The sequence below is a fragment of the Phycisphaeraceae bacterium genome, from assembly GCA_015709595.1.
In the GTDB taxonomy this organism is placed as follows: Bacteria; Planctomycetota; Phycisphaerae; order Phycisphaerales; family SM1A02; genus CAADGA01.
The window spans coordinates 1,860,957-1,874,411 of record CP054178.1 but is presented as its reverse complement, the minus strand read 5'-3'; the positions used below and the strand labels follow the sequence as shown (position 1 = coordinate 1,874,411).

The following is a 13,455-nucleotide window of genomic DNA, read 5'->3' as shown; positions in this document are numbered from 1 at the left end:
ACATGCTGGATCTTGAACAGGACATTCGCGCCGCCGTCCGCCATTTCTGGCAAACGCGCCAGCGTCAATCGTCGAAGCAGGGCGGCGGAGTCGATCTCGACCGGGGAGCGCGTGCCGCCGTCACCGGGGGCAAGCAGATGGATGGCTTCGTCCGGCTCGTCCGCCGACGGCTCATCGACGCGAATGTCCCCGAGGCGAGCATCGCCATCGACAAGCGGATTGAACTCCCGGGCTGGTTCCGCGCGGAAAAGCAGTGGGATCTGGTCATTGTTCACGAGGGCGAGCTTCTCGCGGCGGTCGAGTTCAAGTCGCAGATCGGGCCTTCGTTCGGCAACAACTTCAACAATCGAACCGAGGAAGCGATCGGCAGCGCCGCGGACATCTGGGCGGCGTATCGCGAAGGCGCGTTCAAGCCATCGTCACGACCTTTCCTCGGCTACCTGATGCTTCTCGAGGACTGCGAGCGGTCGCGATCGCCCGTGAAGGTCGCTGAGCCGCACTTCAAGGTCTTTTCTGAGTTCCGCGGCGCTTCGTACCGCGATCGCTCCGCGATCCTGATCGAGAAGCTTCTGCGCGAACGGTTGTATGACGGTGCGTGCTTCCTCCTGTCAAACGTCGAAGCGGTCGCGGACGGGGCATACACCGAGCCCCATCCGGAATTGACGTTCGCCAAGTTCCTCGCGCCGCTCCTGGCGCATGGTTCCTCAATCCGCCGCGAGATCCACTGACGCCATGATCGCAGGCGACTGGCTTCTGATTCAGGTCACGCTGTCCGAGAAGGCGGCGGGCCGGATGTGGCTGCGTTCGCCCCGTCTACGATTCCCCATGCCCGACCCGATCGACTCCGGTCCGCCTGCCTACATCAACGCTCTGCGGACGATCATGCTGCCGCGCGACACCAACCAGTACGGCACGGTGTTCGGCGGCGTGATCCTCTCGTTCATCGACCAGGCGGGCTTCATCGAGGCCCGCAAGCACGGGCTGCACCGATGGGTCACCGTCGCCATCGACCGTGTGGAGTTCAAAGCCCCCATCCACGTGGGCGACGTGGTGTCCCTCAACACGCGCACCATCGCCACCGGGCGGTCGTCCGTCACCGTGGAGGTGCAGGTGCGATCGGAGCGATACCTGACCGGCGAAGAGGTCGATGTCACACACGCCCGCATGGTGATGGTGTCGGTGGATGCCCACGGCCAGCCGGTGCCCTTCTCCAGCCCGCCCACGGTGGGGATCACCGCATGACCCACCCCTCGATGCCCGCGGACGCCGCCGCCCGTGCGACGAGCGCGGAGGATCGGTCGAAGCCCCGGCAGCCCCTGCGGCTGGGCGTTCTCATCGGGGGGGGCGGGCGCACGCTGATCAATCTGCACGATGCGATCCGGCGAGGCGACCTGCACGCCTCGATCGACCTGGTCATCGCCTCGCGCGAGGATCTGCCCGGCGTGGCCCGCGCCCGCGAGCGGGGGTTGGAAACACGGGTGATTGACCCGCGCACGCACGCGGGGGGGCACGGGTCCGTGGAGCGGGCCAATGAGGCGATCCTCGCCGCGCTGCGGCAGGCAAAGGGGGGATCGGTCGATCTGGTCGTGCTCGCCGGGTACATCCGGCACGTGCCCATCCCCCCGGACTTCGCGGGACGGGTCGTGAACATTCACCCCGCCCTGCTGCCTTCGTTCGGGGGCAAGGGCATGTACGGCCGCCACGTCCACGAGGCGGTGCTGGCTCACGGGTGTAAGGTGTCGGGGTGTACGGTTCACTTCGTGGACGAGGTGTACGACAACGGGCCGATCCTGCTGCAGCGATGCTGCCCGGTGCTGGAGGGGGACACCCCCGACACGCTGGCGGCGCGGGTGTTCGAGGAGGAGAAGATCGCCTATCCCGCGGCGCTGGCCCTGATCGCCGCCGGCCGCGTGCGGGTGGAGGGGCGGCGGGTGAGCATCCTGCCGCCGGAGACGCGCGAGGCCGGTAGGATGTGACCGGCAACGCCAGTGCGGGGCGTCAGTAGGATGAGGGGAGCGAGGCGCGTGGCGACAGGCGCCCGGCAGTGGAAGTAGCCGAAAGCCGACACCTCGCCGGTGAACCTGGAGCCCGGAACTCAACCCCCACCACGCACACTCGGTCCTCAGTCCTCAGTCCTTCTCCTCTCCCATGCCCCTTCTCCGCACCACGCTCCTGCTCGTCGTGCTCCTGCTCGCCCGCGGCGTCGCGGCGCAGGTGGAGCCGATCACATCCGACTCGTTCGAGGAGCAGGTGCAGAAGGCGTTCGACGCCCGCGATTACCGCAAGGCGGCGGACCTGCTGGAGCGGCAACTGAAGAGCTCGCCCAACGACCCGGTGGTGCTCTACAACGCGGCCTGCGCGTGGAGCCGCCTGGGCGACCTGGACCGGGCCAGCGACCGACTGTTCAAGGCGGTGCAGGCGGGGTTCATGGACTTCGCGCACATGGAGCGCGACCCCGACCTCGACGCCATGCGGGAGCATCCGGTCTACCGCCAGATTCTCGACATCCGCGACGAGGCCTTCACCCGCTTCGCCGAGCGCCAGCTCGAGGGGGCCAGGCGCCAGTTCGGCGAGAACGGCTATCGCTACGAGACGGATCGCGAGCATCGGCTCAACTTCGCCACCGCGCTGGATGAGGTGGCCCACGCCGAGATGCGCGACATGCTGCGGGTGCAGGCGGACCACCTGGCGGCGGTGCTCTTTGAGGCCCCGCCCGATTACTACACCCTGATCGCCGTGCCCACGCCGGAGGACTCGGCCCGGCTGATCCGCGACGCCAAGATCGGCGGCATCTACGAGCATCCGCGCCGGCGGCTGGTGGCCCGCGATATCGGCATCATGCTGCGTCACGAGTTCACGCACCTGATGCACTACGGGCACATGGAGCGGCTGCGCCAGAGCCACCCCATCTGGATTCAGGAGGGCATCGCCTGCCTGTACGAATCGTACGAGATCATCAACGGCAAGACCCTTCGCGTCCTGCCCAACCAGCGGCACAACATCGTGAAGTTCCTGCTGCAGCGCGACCAGCTTCCCGCGTGGTCGGACCTGTTCGCCATGTCCGGCGACGCCTTCATGGACCAGGCCGAGCACACCTACCCGGTGGCGCGGTCGATCTTTCACTTCCTGCTGGCGCGGCGCAAACTGACGGAGTGGTACCGGGCCTACACCGAGTCCTTCGACGACGACCCCACCGGGGCCAGAGCGTTCGAGACGGTGTTCAACGAGCCGCTGGCGGACGTGGAGCGCCGCTGGAAGCAGTGGGTGCGCGTGCAGCCGATGGTGGACGACGTGGTGCGCCGGGGCGACGCCTCGCTGGGCGTCGAGTTCGATCAGGAAGGCAGCAACGACGGGGTGCTCATCGTGCGCGTGCTGCCCGGCTCCGGCGCCGAGGAGGCGGGCCTGCGCTCAGGCGACGTGATCGTCTCCGTCAACGGGCAGCCCACCCGGTCGTTCCTCGAGCTGCTGCCCGTCATCGGCGGGCGCAAGGTGGGCGACGTGGTGACGGTGCGCGTGCGGCGCGGGGCGGAATACCACGCGGCGCAGGTGACGCTCAGGCCCCTGCGCTAGGGGTTTCCCCCCGGTGCGCGGCGTGGTCGGACCGCGGCGCATCATGGAACGCCAACAGGCGATCGCGTACACTTGATGCGCTTCAGCCGGCCGGGTGACGTGGGTCCACGCGGATCCGCACCCGTGGGCGGGCGCGGTTCCAGGGATGCTGGCGTCAGTTCGATGAGCGACCCAACCTCCCGCACGTCGACATCCGGTTTCAAACTCTTTTTCGTCCGCGGGCTGGTGGTGCTGCTGCCCTCGGTGCTGACGCTGTGGCTGGTGGTGAAGGCCTACCAGTTCGTGCAGGCGTCCATCGCCGAACCCATCAATCAGGGCATCCGCCTGGCCATCGCCGAGGCGACCCCGCATGTCGAGTCGATGCGGGAGAAGTTCGACCCCACCCGAGAGGCGATCGATTCGGAGATCGCCCGGCGCATCCGCGAGACGGGCCGCAAGCCCGCCAGCGAGGCGGAGGTGGTCGTCGCGCTGCGCAAGCGCAACATCCTGGAGTGGTGGCGCGGCAGCTGGCTCGGCTCGATGGACCTGATCGGAATTCTCGTGGCCATTCTCGCGGTGTACACCGCGGGTCGGCTGCTGGGCGGCATCATCGGCCGGCGCATCTACCGGCGCATCGAGCGCGCCATCACCGCCCTGCCCGTCTTCAAGCAGGTCTACCCATCCATCAAGCAGGTGGTGGACTTTCTCTTCGGACAGGAGAAGCAGATTGAGTTCAAGCGCGTGGTGGTGGTGGAGTACCCGCGCAAGGGCATCTGGTCGATCGGGCTGATGACGGGCGGCACCTTCCGCGCCGTGCAGGAGCGGGCCCACGACGAGATCATCACCGTCTTCATCCCCAGTTCACCCACCCCCTTCACCGGGTACACCATCAACGTCCCGCGCCGCGAGGTCTACGATCTGCCCATCACCATCGACGAGGCCCTGCGCTTCGTCGTCTCGGGCGGCGTGCTGGTGCCGCACCATCAGCAGACGTCCGAGCCGGGTGAGCCGACCGCGGCGTCGCTGCCCGCGGGGCAGCAGGCGCCGACCCCCGCGCCGGTGAGCAGCACGCCGGTCGGCGGCGCGGCGGCGCCCGACCGGACCACGTGACACGTCTTCGCGTCATCCACACCAAGGATTCGACTTCATGCAGTTCAACATCAGCGCCCGCCACATGGACCTCACCCCCGCGATCGAGGAGTACGCCCGGAGGAAGGGCGAGAAACTCCTGCGCCACTTCGACCGCATCCAGCAGGTGGATATCCTCATCGACAAGCAGAAGAACGGCTACAAGGTGGAGATTCTCACCGACGTGGAGCATCACCAGCCATTCGTCGCCAGCATGACCGAGCACGATCTCTACGCCTGCATCGACCTGACGATCGACAAGTCGATCAGGCAGCTGAGCGATCACAAGAGCCGCCTGCGCGACAACAAGCACTCGCACACGTCTGGGAGCCACCCGCATGAAGCTGCGTGAGATCGTGGTCGAGGAGGCCGTCCTGCCCGCCTTGGCCGCGACGGCCCGCGATGACGCCGTCCGTGAGATGATCGACGCCCTGGTCAAGGCCCGCGTGGTCAGCGCATCCATGCGCGACGAGTTCGTCAAGGCCATCATCGACCGCGAGGATCGCTCCACCACCGGCCTGGGGCACGGCGTGGCCATCCCCCACGTCAAGCACAAGAGCGTCAAGCAGCTCCGCGTGGCCATCGCCGTCAGTCACAGCGGCGTGGACTTCAGGGCCCTGGACAAGAAGCCGGTCCACTCGATCTTCCTGCTCCTGAGCCCCGCCGATCGACCCGACGAACACATCGACGCCATGCAGCTCATCTTCCGCAACCTCAACGACGCCACGTTCCGCGCCTTCCTGCGGCAGGCCCGCACCGCGGAGGAAGTGCTCACGCTGCTCGTCGAGGCGGACGAGAAGCAGCTGGGCCACTGAGGCGCCTCGAATTCACACCTTGCCCCGCGCTCCCCGCCAGGCGATGCGCGGAATGACGCCGGAGCACCGCCATCGCCGCCAGGGCCTCCATCACGGTCACCATCTCCAACCGGCTGGGCATGCACGCCAGACCGGCGATGATGTTCGTGGAGACGGCCTCGCGCTTCAACGCCAACGTGCGCGTGCGCCGCGCCGACAACGGCGACGAGGTCTTCGACGGCAAGTCGATCATGCAGGTGATGATGCTCGCCGCCACCCAAGGCACCGCCCTGGTCATCGAGGCCGAAGGCGACGACGCCGACGCCGCCCTCCAGGAACTCGCCGAACTCATCAAGGGCGGTTTCAACGAGGAATGACGGCGACCCGAACGCACCCCGGCGATGAGCCGCGACCACGAGGGTGCGGCCGATCAGACCACGCCCTCGCGCCGCGCTCGGGGTACCCGTTCACCGGTACAGCCGGTCGAACAACGCGCCCCGCAGCAGCTCCTTCAGCGCCAGCGTGCTCGGATCCTGGTCGCCCTGGTCGATCGCCTCGTTGATGGCGAAGTACGCCGCCTCGTGCTCGTTGGCCAGGTACCGAAGCGACGCCAGCATGAACAGCGTGTCGCGGTCGGCCCGTCCCTCGCGCAGATCTAGCGCGTGACGATCCAGCAGCGAGCGCACGTGAACCTGCATCGCCAGCGAGGCGGGCACGCGCGACAGCGAGCCCGGCTCATCGCGCAGCGCCTTGCGCATGGCGTGGATGGAGGCGTCGCGGTCGCCCAGCAGCCCGGCCGCGATGGCGTAGCCGATCTGCGGCCCGCCCTCGAAGGGGAAGAGCGACCCGACCTCGACGAACGCCTCGCGCGCCTCGACCAGGAACCCGCCCTCCAGCAGCTCCCAGGCGCCGTCCAGCGTCGCCTGCGCCGCCACGGCGGGAGGCGCCTCGTACACCGCGGGCGAGGAGAAGCCGCCGTCCCACGTGCCCGAGGCGTACTGCGACACGCCCGGCGATCCGGATGACGACACGAAAGTTGACGGCGCCGTGTAATAGTTCGTCTCGTACACGATCTTCGTCACGTGCGTATACGGACGGTACCACGGGCCGTAGTACCAGTCGCAGTAGTGGTCGTACCACGCCGGGGCGCACCACGTGGAGACGAGATACGAGGGCCGGTGAATCCGCCACGCCACGTACGTGCCGTACGACGGCGGGCACCACGAGCCGCTCCGGTAGCCGATCGACCACCACGAACCGTGGCCGCCCCAGGAGAACCGGAATGACCACGACGACGAACTGCGGCAGAACCAGTCGTAGTCGCGCCACGGGTCGCACCAATCACGATGCCCGTACCACACGTGCGAGTGATAAACCGACCGATGACGCCACCGCCACGAGTCATCATCCAGGCAGTCGTTCCGCCACCAGTCGGCGCGCCGGATCGGCGCGTAGATCGGATCCTTGTGGAACCGATCATCCCGCCAGTCTCGCCCGCCCTGCCAGTCGTCACGATCAATCCGCCGCGCCGGATGGACCGGATCCTTGCCCAGCCCCGGAACGACGGGGTCGCGCGACATGCCGCCCGATGGCAGCCCAACCGACGGGCCGCCGCGAACGGGGTTGCGATCATCAACGATCGGCGATCGCCCCCCGCCCGTCGGACCGGACGCGGGCGTGCGCGGCAGCTCCACGGGATTGCGCGACGCGATCGGGTCGCGCGTCGTCGGCGCGCCGGTGATCGGCGTCCGACCCGTCGAGCCACCCGCCGCGGGTTCTCGCGTCATGGGATCGCGCGTCGCTGGACCGCCTGTCGACGGGGGACGCGAGATCGGATCGCGCGTCACCGGGTCAGACGGCTTGACGTCGCCCCGCCCGGGCAGGTCCGCGCCGGGTCCGCCGCGCGTGGGGTCGCGATCCGTCGTGCTGCCGCGACCGGGGGTGATGACGATGCGCCCGCCTCCCGCAGGATCGTCGCCGCCCGTGCGAGGGGCCTGAGGCGCCCCGCGAGGCGGCGTCACGCCGGTCACCGGGTCGCGCCCCTCCGAAGGCGGCGCCACGGTCGCCGGCGGCCTGCCGGTCGAAGGCGGCGCGCCCGCCGCGGGATCCTTCGACGCCGCAGGCGTCCGCAGACGATCCTGCGCCTGCTGGCGCTCCAGCTCGCGAATCCGCTCCGCCAGCGTGGGCTCCTTGACCGACGAGGGCGGCGTCCGCACCGGTGTGCGATCGCGCACGATCGGATCGCCGCCGGGCGGCGCGGTTCGATCCCCGCCCTCCACCCGCGTGGGCGGCAGGTTCCGCGGCGACGGTTCCGTGCGCGGCGCGACCACGGGATCATTCAGACGCCGCCTCGCCTCATCCGACGCACGCTGCTGATCGAGCTGACGCTGGCGGGCCTGCTGCTCCTCGGCGCGGCGCTTCGCCTCGTCGGCGGCGCGCTGCTGCTCCGCCGCACGCTGCTGCGCTTCGCGCTGCCGGGCCAGGTCCGACGCACGCTGCTGGTCGAGAACACGGTTGCGGGCCTCGTCCGCGGGACGCGAGATCGGGTCGCGCGACGGCGGCGAGGCCTGCTCGGCGCGGCGCTTCGCATCCTCCGCCGCACGCTGCTGCGCTTCACGCTGACGCGCCTGCTCGGCGGCTCGCTGCTGCTCGACCTGACGCTGACGCGCCTGCTCCTGCTGTCGCGCCTGATCCGACGACCGCTGCGGCGGCGCGCTCTCGCGCGCGGGACGAGTCGGCTGACGCGAACGATCCTGCTTCGACGCCGCCGCCGCCGGAGCATCCGCACCCAGCACCGTCCCAGGCAGGCCCACCGCGAGAACCCCACCGGCCAACGCCACGGCTGCGAGTCGAGTGCGCCACATGATGATGCTCCGATCGTCTTCTCTTGAAAGCGAGCCGTCAGTCTCTGAATCGTACCTCACCGCCGCCGACATGGCGGATGCCGCAATCACCCCCCACGATCACCCCCACCCATCAGGGAGAGACACCCGTCGCCCACGAAGATTCCGCACGCTCCCCATCCGCGGTTCGACCCGGCATCAGCCGTCCTCCTCGTCCGTCGCCGCCTCCCAGCGTCGCTCCCCGGCGGGAACGGTCCACACCGCCCCCTCCTCCACCCAGCGACGAATCAGCGCGATCTGCTCGTCCGGCAGCTTCCCGCCCGACTTGAGCGGGGGCATCTGCATGAACTCGTCCTCGTAACTGATGGCGATGAGCAGCTCCCCCGCATCCAGCCGCCCCGGAACGACCGCCGGATTACCCGTACCCCCACCCTTGAGAATGTTGGCGATCGAGGTCATGTCCAGCTTGCCGTTCCGCTCCGCCCGAACGGGGTTGTGACAGCCCCAGCAGCGATCCTCGAAGATGGGACGCACCTCGCGCTCGAAGAACACCACCCTCGGATCAGCGGCCACCAGCCCACCCGACCCCTGCCCACCCCCCTCACCTCCCCCACCTCCCCCACTTCCTCCACTTCCTCCACCACCGCCGCCCCCGCTTCGCCCGGCGCCCAGCCCGTGCTCGTACACCAGCACCCCGCCGTGGTGGGCCGTGGTCGCCACCCACCCCGCCACGCCCAGCGAGCCCAGCAACCCCAGCGTCGCCGCCGTGTTCCGCACCGCCGGCTTGGGCACGCACGCGATCAGTAGCAGCAGCGCCACCCCGCCCGCCGCCACGAAGACGTTCTTGCCGAGTTCCTCGTGCTTTTCGAGCGCGTCCGCCGCCTGCTGGGTCATGTTGGCGCCCAGCGATCCTTCCGCCCCCTCGCCGCTCCGCGCGGCCATCAGGCACGACGCCGCCAGCCCCGCGAAGAGCCCAATCGCCACGCCCCGCGCCCACCGCGAGCGCGGCATGAACAACGAAACCGCCGCCACCGGCACGCCCAGCACCGACAGCACCACGGGAAAGTGAACGATCATGGCGTGACGCATCGAGGGATCGTTCCACGCGCTGAGCATGTCATCGAGCATGAGAGACTCCGTGACCAGGACGAGGCGACCCCCCGCCGCGCCGGGGTGAATGCGTGCCGCGGATGATACAGGCGAGAGGGCTGTTGGCTCATGGCTGGCGGCTGATGGCTTCCATCCCCGTGTGCCACGGCTGTCCCAGCCGTGCGAACCCGAGACTGACGCACGTTCAACGCGCGAACACACGGCCGACACGGCCGTGGCACACCGCCATAATCCACGCCGTGCGCCCGTGTGCCACGGCTCTGTGAGCCGTGCGCCCGTGTGCCACGGCTGTCCAGCCGTGCGAGCCCGAGACTGACGCACGTTCACCGCGCGATCGCGCGGGGGCGGGGCGGCGGGTTGCGCCTGAAGACTCGCTCCACCCGCCCTACTCGCTTCCACGCATCCCCCCATCCGTGTCCATCAGTGGACGCCCTCACTCACCCTCCCAACCCCACCACCGCCGCCGCCAGCTTTTCGTACTCCTCCGCCCGGTTATACACCTGGCACGACAAGCGCAGCGTGAGCAGGCCGTTGACCACCATGCCAGGAATCTCGATGCGGAAGCGCTCGAACAGTTCGCGCACGCATTCGCCCCGGTCGGCGTAGCGCGCCGCCACGCGCGGCGGCAGGGGCACGCTGGCCATCGAGCCGAGAGACGAGCCATCCAGCGGCGAGAGCGGCTCAACGCCCCAGGTCTCGCACAGGAGCCGCTGCGCCCACGCGGCCATCTGGTGGTTGTGCTGGCGCACGCGGTCCCAGCCGAACTGGCCCATGAACTCGATAGCCCTGGGCGCGCTCAGCCACGGCGTGATGTCGCGCGTGCCCTGCCAGTTGAACTCCGCCGCGAAGCCCTGCCCGTAGTGGTTGCTCACGATGGCGGGGTGCAGGTTTCGCTGGCGGTCCCGCCGCGCGTGCAGGAAGCCCGCGCCCTTGGGCGCACACACCCACTTGTGCAGGTTGCCGGTGTACCACGCGGCGCCGAGTTGCTCGATGTTCAGGTCAATCATGCCGGGGGCGTGGGCGCCGTCGATCAGCACATCCACGCCCCGCGCGGCGCAGCGCTCGACGATGGCCTTCACCGGCAGCACCAGCGCGCTGACCGAGGTGATGTGATCCACCACCACCAGCCGCGTGCGGGGCGTGATGGCGCTGTCGATGAGCGAAACGAAGCGGTCATCGCCCACGTAAGGCGTGTCGATGGGCACGCGGATCACCTTCGCCCCGGCGCGGTCGGCCACGTGCTGCAGCGTGAAACTGATGGCGTCGTAGGCGTGGGCGGTGGTGAGCAGTTCGTCGCCGGGCTTCAGGTCGATGGAGCGGATCACCGCGGCGCAGCCCTCGGTGGCGTTGGTGACGAAGCCCAGGTTGCCGCGCGTGGCGCCGATGAACGCCCCCACGGCGGTGAGAGCTTGATCCAGCCGCCCGTCGCGCGTGCGGTCGAGAAAGAGCAGCGGCTCGCGCTCCAGTTCATCGCGCAGCCGCTGCTGCTCGGCGAGCACTTCGCGCGGACAGGCGCCGAACGAGCCGTGGTTGAGGAACGCGACCGAGGGGTCGAGCGTCCAGTGCGAGCGGATGTCCGGCGCGAGAGGAGTCGGCGGCGAGAGCGGCGCGGGAGTGGTGTGCGATGAAGCGGCTGGATGCGCGAGTGTCGGGCTTGGCATGGCGCAGGATGGTAGGGGTGCGGGGCGCCGGTCTGATGGGGCACACGGGGATCAGGCCGCTCCCTGACGGTCGCGGCTCACGATGCGCAGATCAGGCCGCTCCCTGACGGTCGCGGCTCACGATGCGCAATGAGATGGGGTGGCGCGACGCTCCGTGTCGAGCGGGGCTGGTCGTCGAGTGCCTGTTGAGAACACCCTCACCCCGGTCCTCTCCCGGAGGGAGACAAGGCGAGGTTCACCGCCTGGGCGCGACCAGCAGGGCATCGCCCGCGGCTCGCTGCTGCCGCATCAGGCGCACAGGGTCATCGTTGCGCCAGATGGTCCAGTTGGCCTCGGCGGGGCGCAGGGCGAGGTAGATCTCCCACTGGTCGAAGCCGTCGCGGTTGACGAGATACACCGTGCCGCTGAGCGTGTAGTCGGCGTCAGTCGGCTCGTCGAGCGTGACGCGCAGCCCGCGCGGCTCACCCGCGGCGGCGAGCAACTGGTGGAGGCGCTCGCGCAGCGTGGTCATTTCATCGCCGGGGGTGCGCGACTGGTTGCGCAGGCCCCGCACCGCGATGACCAGCCCGGCGCCGGGCTCGCCGATGGCCTCGAGCAGGTCATTCACCAGTCGCACCGAGCCGGGGTCGAGGGTCTGGGCGGGGATGGCGCCAGGGTTGGCGTCCGTCGTGACCGGGGGTTGGGCGGCCTTCATCGTGGGCTGTTCGCTGGCTGCGTCGTTGGAGACGGTGCGAACGCTGGAGGCCCGGTTCTCGGACGGCCCGGGGTCGCCAGTGGCAGGTTCTCGGTCGCGGGGACTGGCTGATGCCCCCGAATCCGTCATGGCGTGGGTGATTCCGGACCGGGAATCACCGGGGGAAGCGGTCTGCCTAGGGCAGCCCATCAGCCCCGCGCTCACCAGCAACCCCAACATCCAGAGGGCGGAGATTGACCACCCACAACCGGCTGTGGTTTGACGTCTGGATGGTCGTCGCAAGTGCTTGTGTCCACAACGGTTATCACCGGGCGAACCGACTCGGACCGGTCCGATAGACCCTTCTCGCCGCACGTCGCGGCTCATCCCTGGAGTCACCTTGCCATGCGACTTGTCGAGACCACCGTTCTCACCAAGAGCCAGTTGATCAACGCGATCCGCGAGGTGAACCAGTCGGCGGCGACCGAGTGGCTCAGCCGTTTCGACGTGGAGGAGCTGCGGGAATACCTGGACCACCTGCAACTGGTCATCGAGCCGCGCGGCGGTCACAGCCGGTGGACGCGGCGAAGCGGTCACGCGGTGGCCGCCCGGCTGATGGACGCGGAATAGCGGTCGAAGGGTCATGCCCGAGGTGTCCTGTCCCGGAAGGACACGCCAGCCCGCCCGACTCTTCCGGCGTTCAGGCGTCCGAGGGCGCGGTTTGCAGGGCTTATTCCAGCTTTTCGCCCGCCTCCAGCCGACCGATCAGGTCCGGACCGATTCGCCCGTGGAGGGATTCCATCGCCGCCAGTTGGCGCTTGAGCAGCCGCAACTGGAGCAGCGAGCGCACGTGGGTGAGCAGTTCCAGCTTGTTGACGGGCTTGGTGACGAAGCCGTCGGTCCCCACCTCGACCGCCCGCTCGACATCGCCCACCTCGTGCAGGGCGGTGACCATGATGACCTGGATATCGCGGGTCGCCGGGCTGCTCTTGATCTTCTGGCAGACCTCGAAGCCGGACATGCGGGGCATCATCACGTCGAGCAGGACGAGATCGACGGCGTTCTCGTCGATGAGACGAACCGCCTCCATGCCGTCCCGCGCCACCAGGATGGTGCAGGGAAGTGACTCCAGGTAGGCCTGCATCAGCTCGAGGTTCTGCTCGTTGTCATCCACCAGCAGGACCGTGGTGCTGGACAGGTCAAAGTCACCCGGACCGGACAGAACACCTGTCTGTGTGGTTTGACTCATCGTCGAGCCGCCTGACTGGAAGCCGGGGGTGATTGGGGGCTTTCGAGGGTCAATCCGCGGAGCGTTCCGCGTCTCAGTCCTCGAAACTCCCTGGGGATGGGTCAAGATATCCCGGCTTGATCGAACAAGACACCCGCGATGCGCCGGATGCAAGGGTCCGCCGACGCGGCGCCGGGTTCCTGGCGCCATTGGCCGCGGGAACGCCAATGGTACACACATCGGCGAACGGGGTCGATTCGGGCGAACCTGCATGGGATGGGCGCCGGACGCTTCACGGCCGTTCAGGTCCGAGAACATGCGGAACGTCGAGGTTCCCCCCATTTCCCGGCGGGGAACTCGCGGCTGCAACCCGGCGTGAGGCGATCCCAACAACTCAGTGGGCCGTCTTTGCGGGAAATCTGAACGATCCGGCCCGAACATGCGTCTTTCTTCAGGGGATCGTGCTCCG

Annotated in this window: 14 protein-coding genes; 9 read left to right on the top strand and 5 right to left on the bottom strand. The window is 68.7% G+C overall.

The annotated features are described in order from the left end of the window. Positions 1–2 precede the first annotated feature (2 nt). The 8 genes from HRU76_07860 (at position 3) to HRU76_07825 (ending at position 5,848) form a co-directional block, all read left to right on the top strand. Complete coding sequence (locus HRU76_07860; GenBank protein ID QOJ17496.1) at positions 3–728, top strand: restriction endonuclease; 726 nt, start codon at positions 3–5, stop codon at positions 726–728. A gap of 97 nt (positions 729–825) precedes the next feature. Further along, complete coding sequence (locus HRU76_07855) at positions 826–1,242, top strand: acyl-CoA thioesterase (GenBank protein QOJ17495.1); 417 nt, start codon at positions 826–828, stop codon at positions 1,240–1,242. A gap of 11 nt (positions 1,243–1,253) precedes the next feature. After that, on the top strand, positions 1,254–1,976 hold the full coding sequence (locus HRU76_07850; protein ID QOJ19139.1) for a phosphoribosylglycinamide formyltransferase: 723 nt from the start codon (positions 1,254–1,256) through the stop codon (positions 1,974–1,976). A gap of 172 nt (positions 1,977–2,148) precedes the next feature. Beyond that, the gene (locus HRU76_07845; protein ID QOJ17494.1) at positions 2,149–3,570 is read left to right on the top strand and encodes a PDZ domain-containing protein; all 1,422 of its coding nucleotides are present in this window, start codon (positions 2,149–2,151) and stop codon (positions 3,568–3,570) included. Between the two features lie 162 nt (positions 3,571–3,732). Beyond that, on the top strand, positions 3,733–4,659 hold the full coding sequence (locus HRU76_07840; protein QOJ17493.1) for a DUF502 domain-containing protein: 927 nt from the start codon (positions 3,733–3,735) through the stop codon (positions 4,657–4,659). Positions 4,660–4,696: 37 nt separating this feature from the next. Continuing rightward, entirely contained in the window at positions 4,697–5,029 is a 333-nt protein-coding gene (gene raiA, locus HRU76_07835) for a ribosome-associated translation inhibitor RaiA (protein ID QOJ17492.1), read from the top strand. After that, positions 5,016–5,492, top strand: coding sequence for a PTS sugar transporter subunit IIA (locus HRU76_07830; protein QOJ17491.1), 477 nt, complete (start codon positions 5,016–5,018; stop codon positions 5,490–5,492). The genes raiA and HRU76_07830 overlap by 14 nt, the downstream gene beginning before the upstream one ends. Before the next feature lie 119 nt (positions 5,493–5,611). Next, positions 5,612–5,848 (top strand): HPr family phosphocarrier protein, encoded by a 237-nt coding sequence (locus HRU76_07825; GenBank protein ID QOJ17490.1) that lies wholly within the window; start codon positions 5,612–5,614, stop codon positions 5,846–5,848. A gap of 90 nt (positions 5,849–5,938) precedes the next feature. On the opposite strand, the gene HRU76_07820 is transcribed toward HRU76_07825, so the two are convergent. The 4 genes from HRU76_07820 to HRU76_07805 form a co-directional block, all read right to left on the bottom strand. After that, positions 5,939–8,335 (bottom strand): hypothetical protein, encoded by a 2,397-nt coding sequence (locus tag HRU76_07820; protein ID QOJ17489.1) that lies wholly within the window; start codon positions 8,333–8,335, stop codon positions 5,939–5,941. A gap of 177 nt (positions 8,336–8,512) precedes the next feature. Next, positions 8,513–9,442 (bottom strand): hypothetical protein, encoded by a 930-nt coding sequence (locus HRU76_07815; protein ID QOJ17488.1) that lies wholly within the window; start codon positions 9,440–9,442, stop codon positions 8,513–8,515. A gap of 419 nt (positions 9,443–9,861) precedes the next feature. Beyond that, positions 9,862–11,085, bottom strand: coding sequence for an aminotransferase class V-fold PLP-dependent enzyme (locus HRU76_07810; GenBank protein QOJ17487.1), 1,224 nt, complete (start codon positions 11,083–11,085; stop codon positions 9,862–9,864). 235 nt (positions 11,086–11,320) lie between these two features. Beyond that, a complete protein-coding gene (locus HRU76_07805) occupies positions 11,321–11,779 on the bottom strand; it encodes a hypothetical protein (protein ID QOJ17486.1) in 459 nt (152 codons plus the stop codon). Positions 11,780–12,163: 384 nt separating this feature from the next. On the opposite strand from HRU76_07805, the gene HRU76_07800 reads away from it, so the two are divergent. Beyond that, complete coding sequence (locus HRU76_07800) at positions 12,164–12,388, top strand: hypothetical protein (GenBank protein ID QOJ17485.1); 225 nt, start codon at positions 12,164–12,166, stop codon at positions 12,386–12,388. 100 nt (positions 12,389–12,488) lie between these two features. Here the strand turns inward: HRU76_07800 and HRU76_07795 are convergent, their stop codons facing one another. Next, positions 12,489–13,007, bottom strand: coding sequence for a response regulator (locus tag HRU76_07795; GenBank protein QOJ17484.1), 519 nt, complete (start codon positions 13,005–13,007; stop codon positions 12,489–12,491). Between the last annotated feature and the right edge of the window lie 448 nt (positions 13,008–13,455).

Bases quoted from the DNA above. Each gene is read 5' to 3' on its own strand.
- HRU76_07860 (QOJ17496.1), top strand. From the start codon at position 3: ATGCTGGATCTTGAACAGGACATTCGCGCCGCCGTCCGCCATTTCTGG.
- HRU76_07855 (QOJ17495.1), top strand. From the start codon at position 826: ATGCCCGACCCGATCGACTCCGGTCCGCCTGCCTACATCAACGCTCTG.
- HRU76_07850 (QOJ19139.1), top strand. From the start codon at position 1,254: ATGCCCGCGGACGCCGCCGCCCGTGCGACGAGCGCGGAGGATCGGTCG.
- HRU76_07845 (QOJ17494.1), top strand. From the start codon at position 2,149: ATGCCCCTTCTCCGCACCACGCTCCTGCTCGTCGTGCTCCTGCTCGCC.
- HRU76_07840 (QOJ17493.1), top strand. From the start codon at position 3,733: ATGAGCGACCCAACCTCCCGCACGTCGACATCCGGTTTCAAACTCTTT.
- raiA (QOJ17492.1), top strand. From the start codon at position 4,697: ATGCAGTTCAACATCAGCGCCCGCCACATGGACCTCACCCCCGCGATC.
- HRU76_07830 (QOJ17491.1), top strand. From the start codon at position 5,016: ATGAAGCTGCGTGAGATCGTGGTCGAGGAGGCCGTCCTGCCCGCCTTG.
- HRU76_07825 (QOJ17490.1), top strand. From the start codon at position 5,612: ATGCACGCCAGACCGGCGATGATGTTCGTGGAGACGGCCTCGCGCTTC.
- HRU76_07820 (QOJ17489.1), bottom strand. From the start codon at position 8,335: ATGTGGCGCACTCGACTCGCAGCCGTGGCGTTGGCCGGTGGGGTTCTC.
- HRU76_07815 (QOJ17488.1), bottom strand. From the start codon at position 9,442: ATGCTCGATGACATGCTCAGCGCGTGGAACGATCCCTCGATGCGTCAC.
- HRU76_07810 (QOJ17487.1), bottom strand. From the start codon at position 11,085: ATGCCAAGCCCGACACTCGCGCATCCAGCCGCTTCATCGCACACCACT.
- HRU76_07805 (QOJ17486.1), bottom strand. From the start codon at position 11,779: ATGAAGGCCGCCCAACCCCCGGTCACGACGGACGCCAACCCTGGCGCC.
- HRU76_07800 (QOJ17485.1), top strand. From the start codon at position 12,164: ATGCGACTTGTCGAGACCACCGTTCTCACCAAGAGCCAGTTGATCAAC.
- HRU76_07795 (QOJ17484.1), bottom strand. From the start codon at position 13,007: ATGAGTCAAACCACACAGACAGGTGTTCTGTCCGGTCCGGGTGACTTT.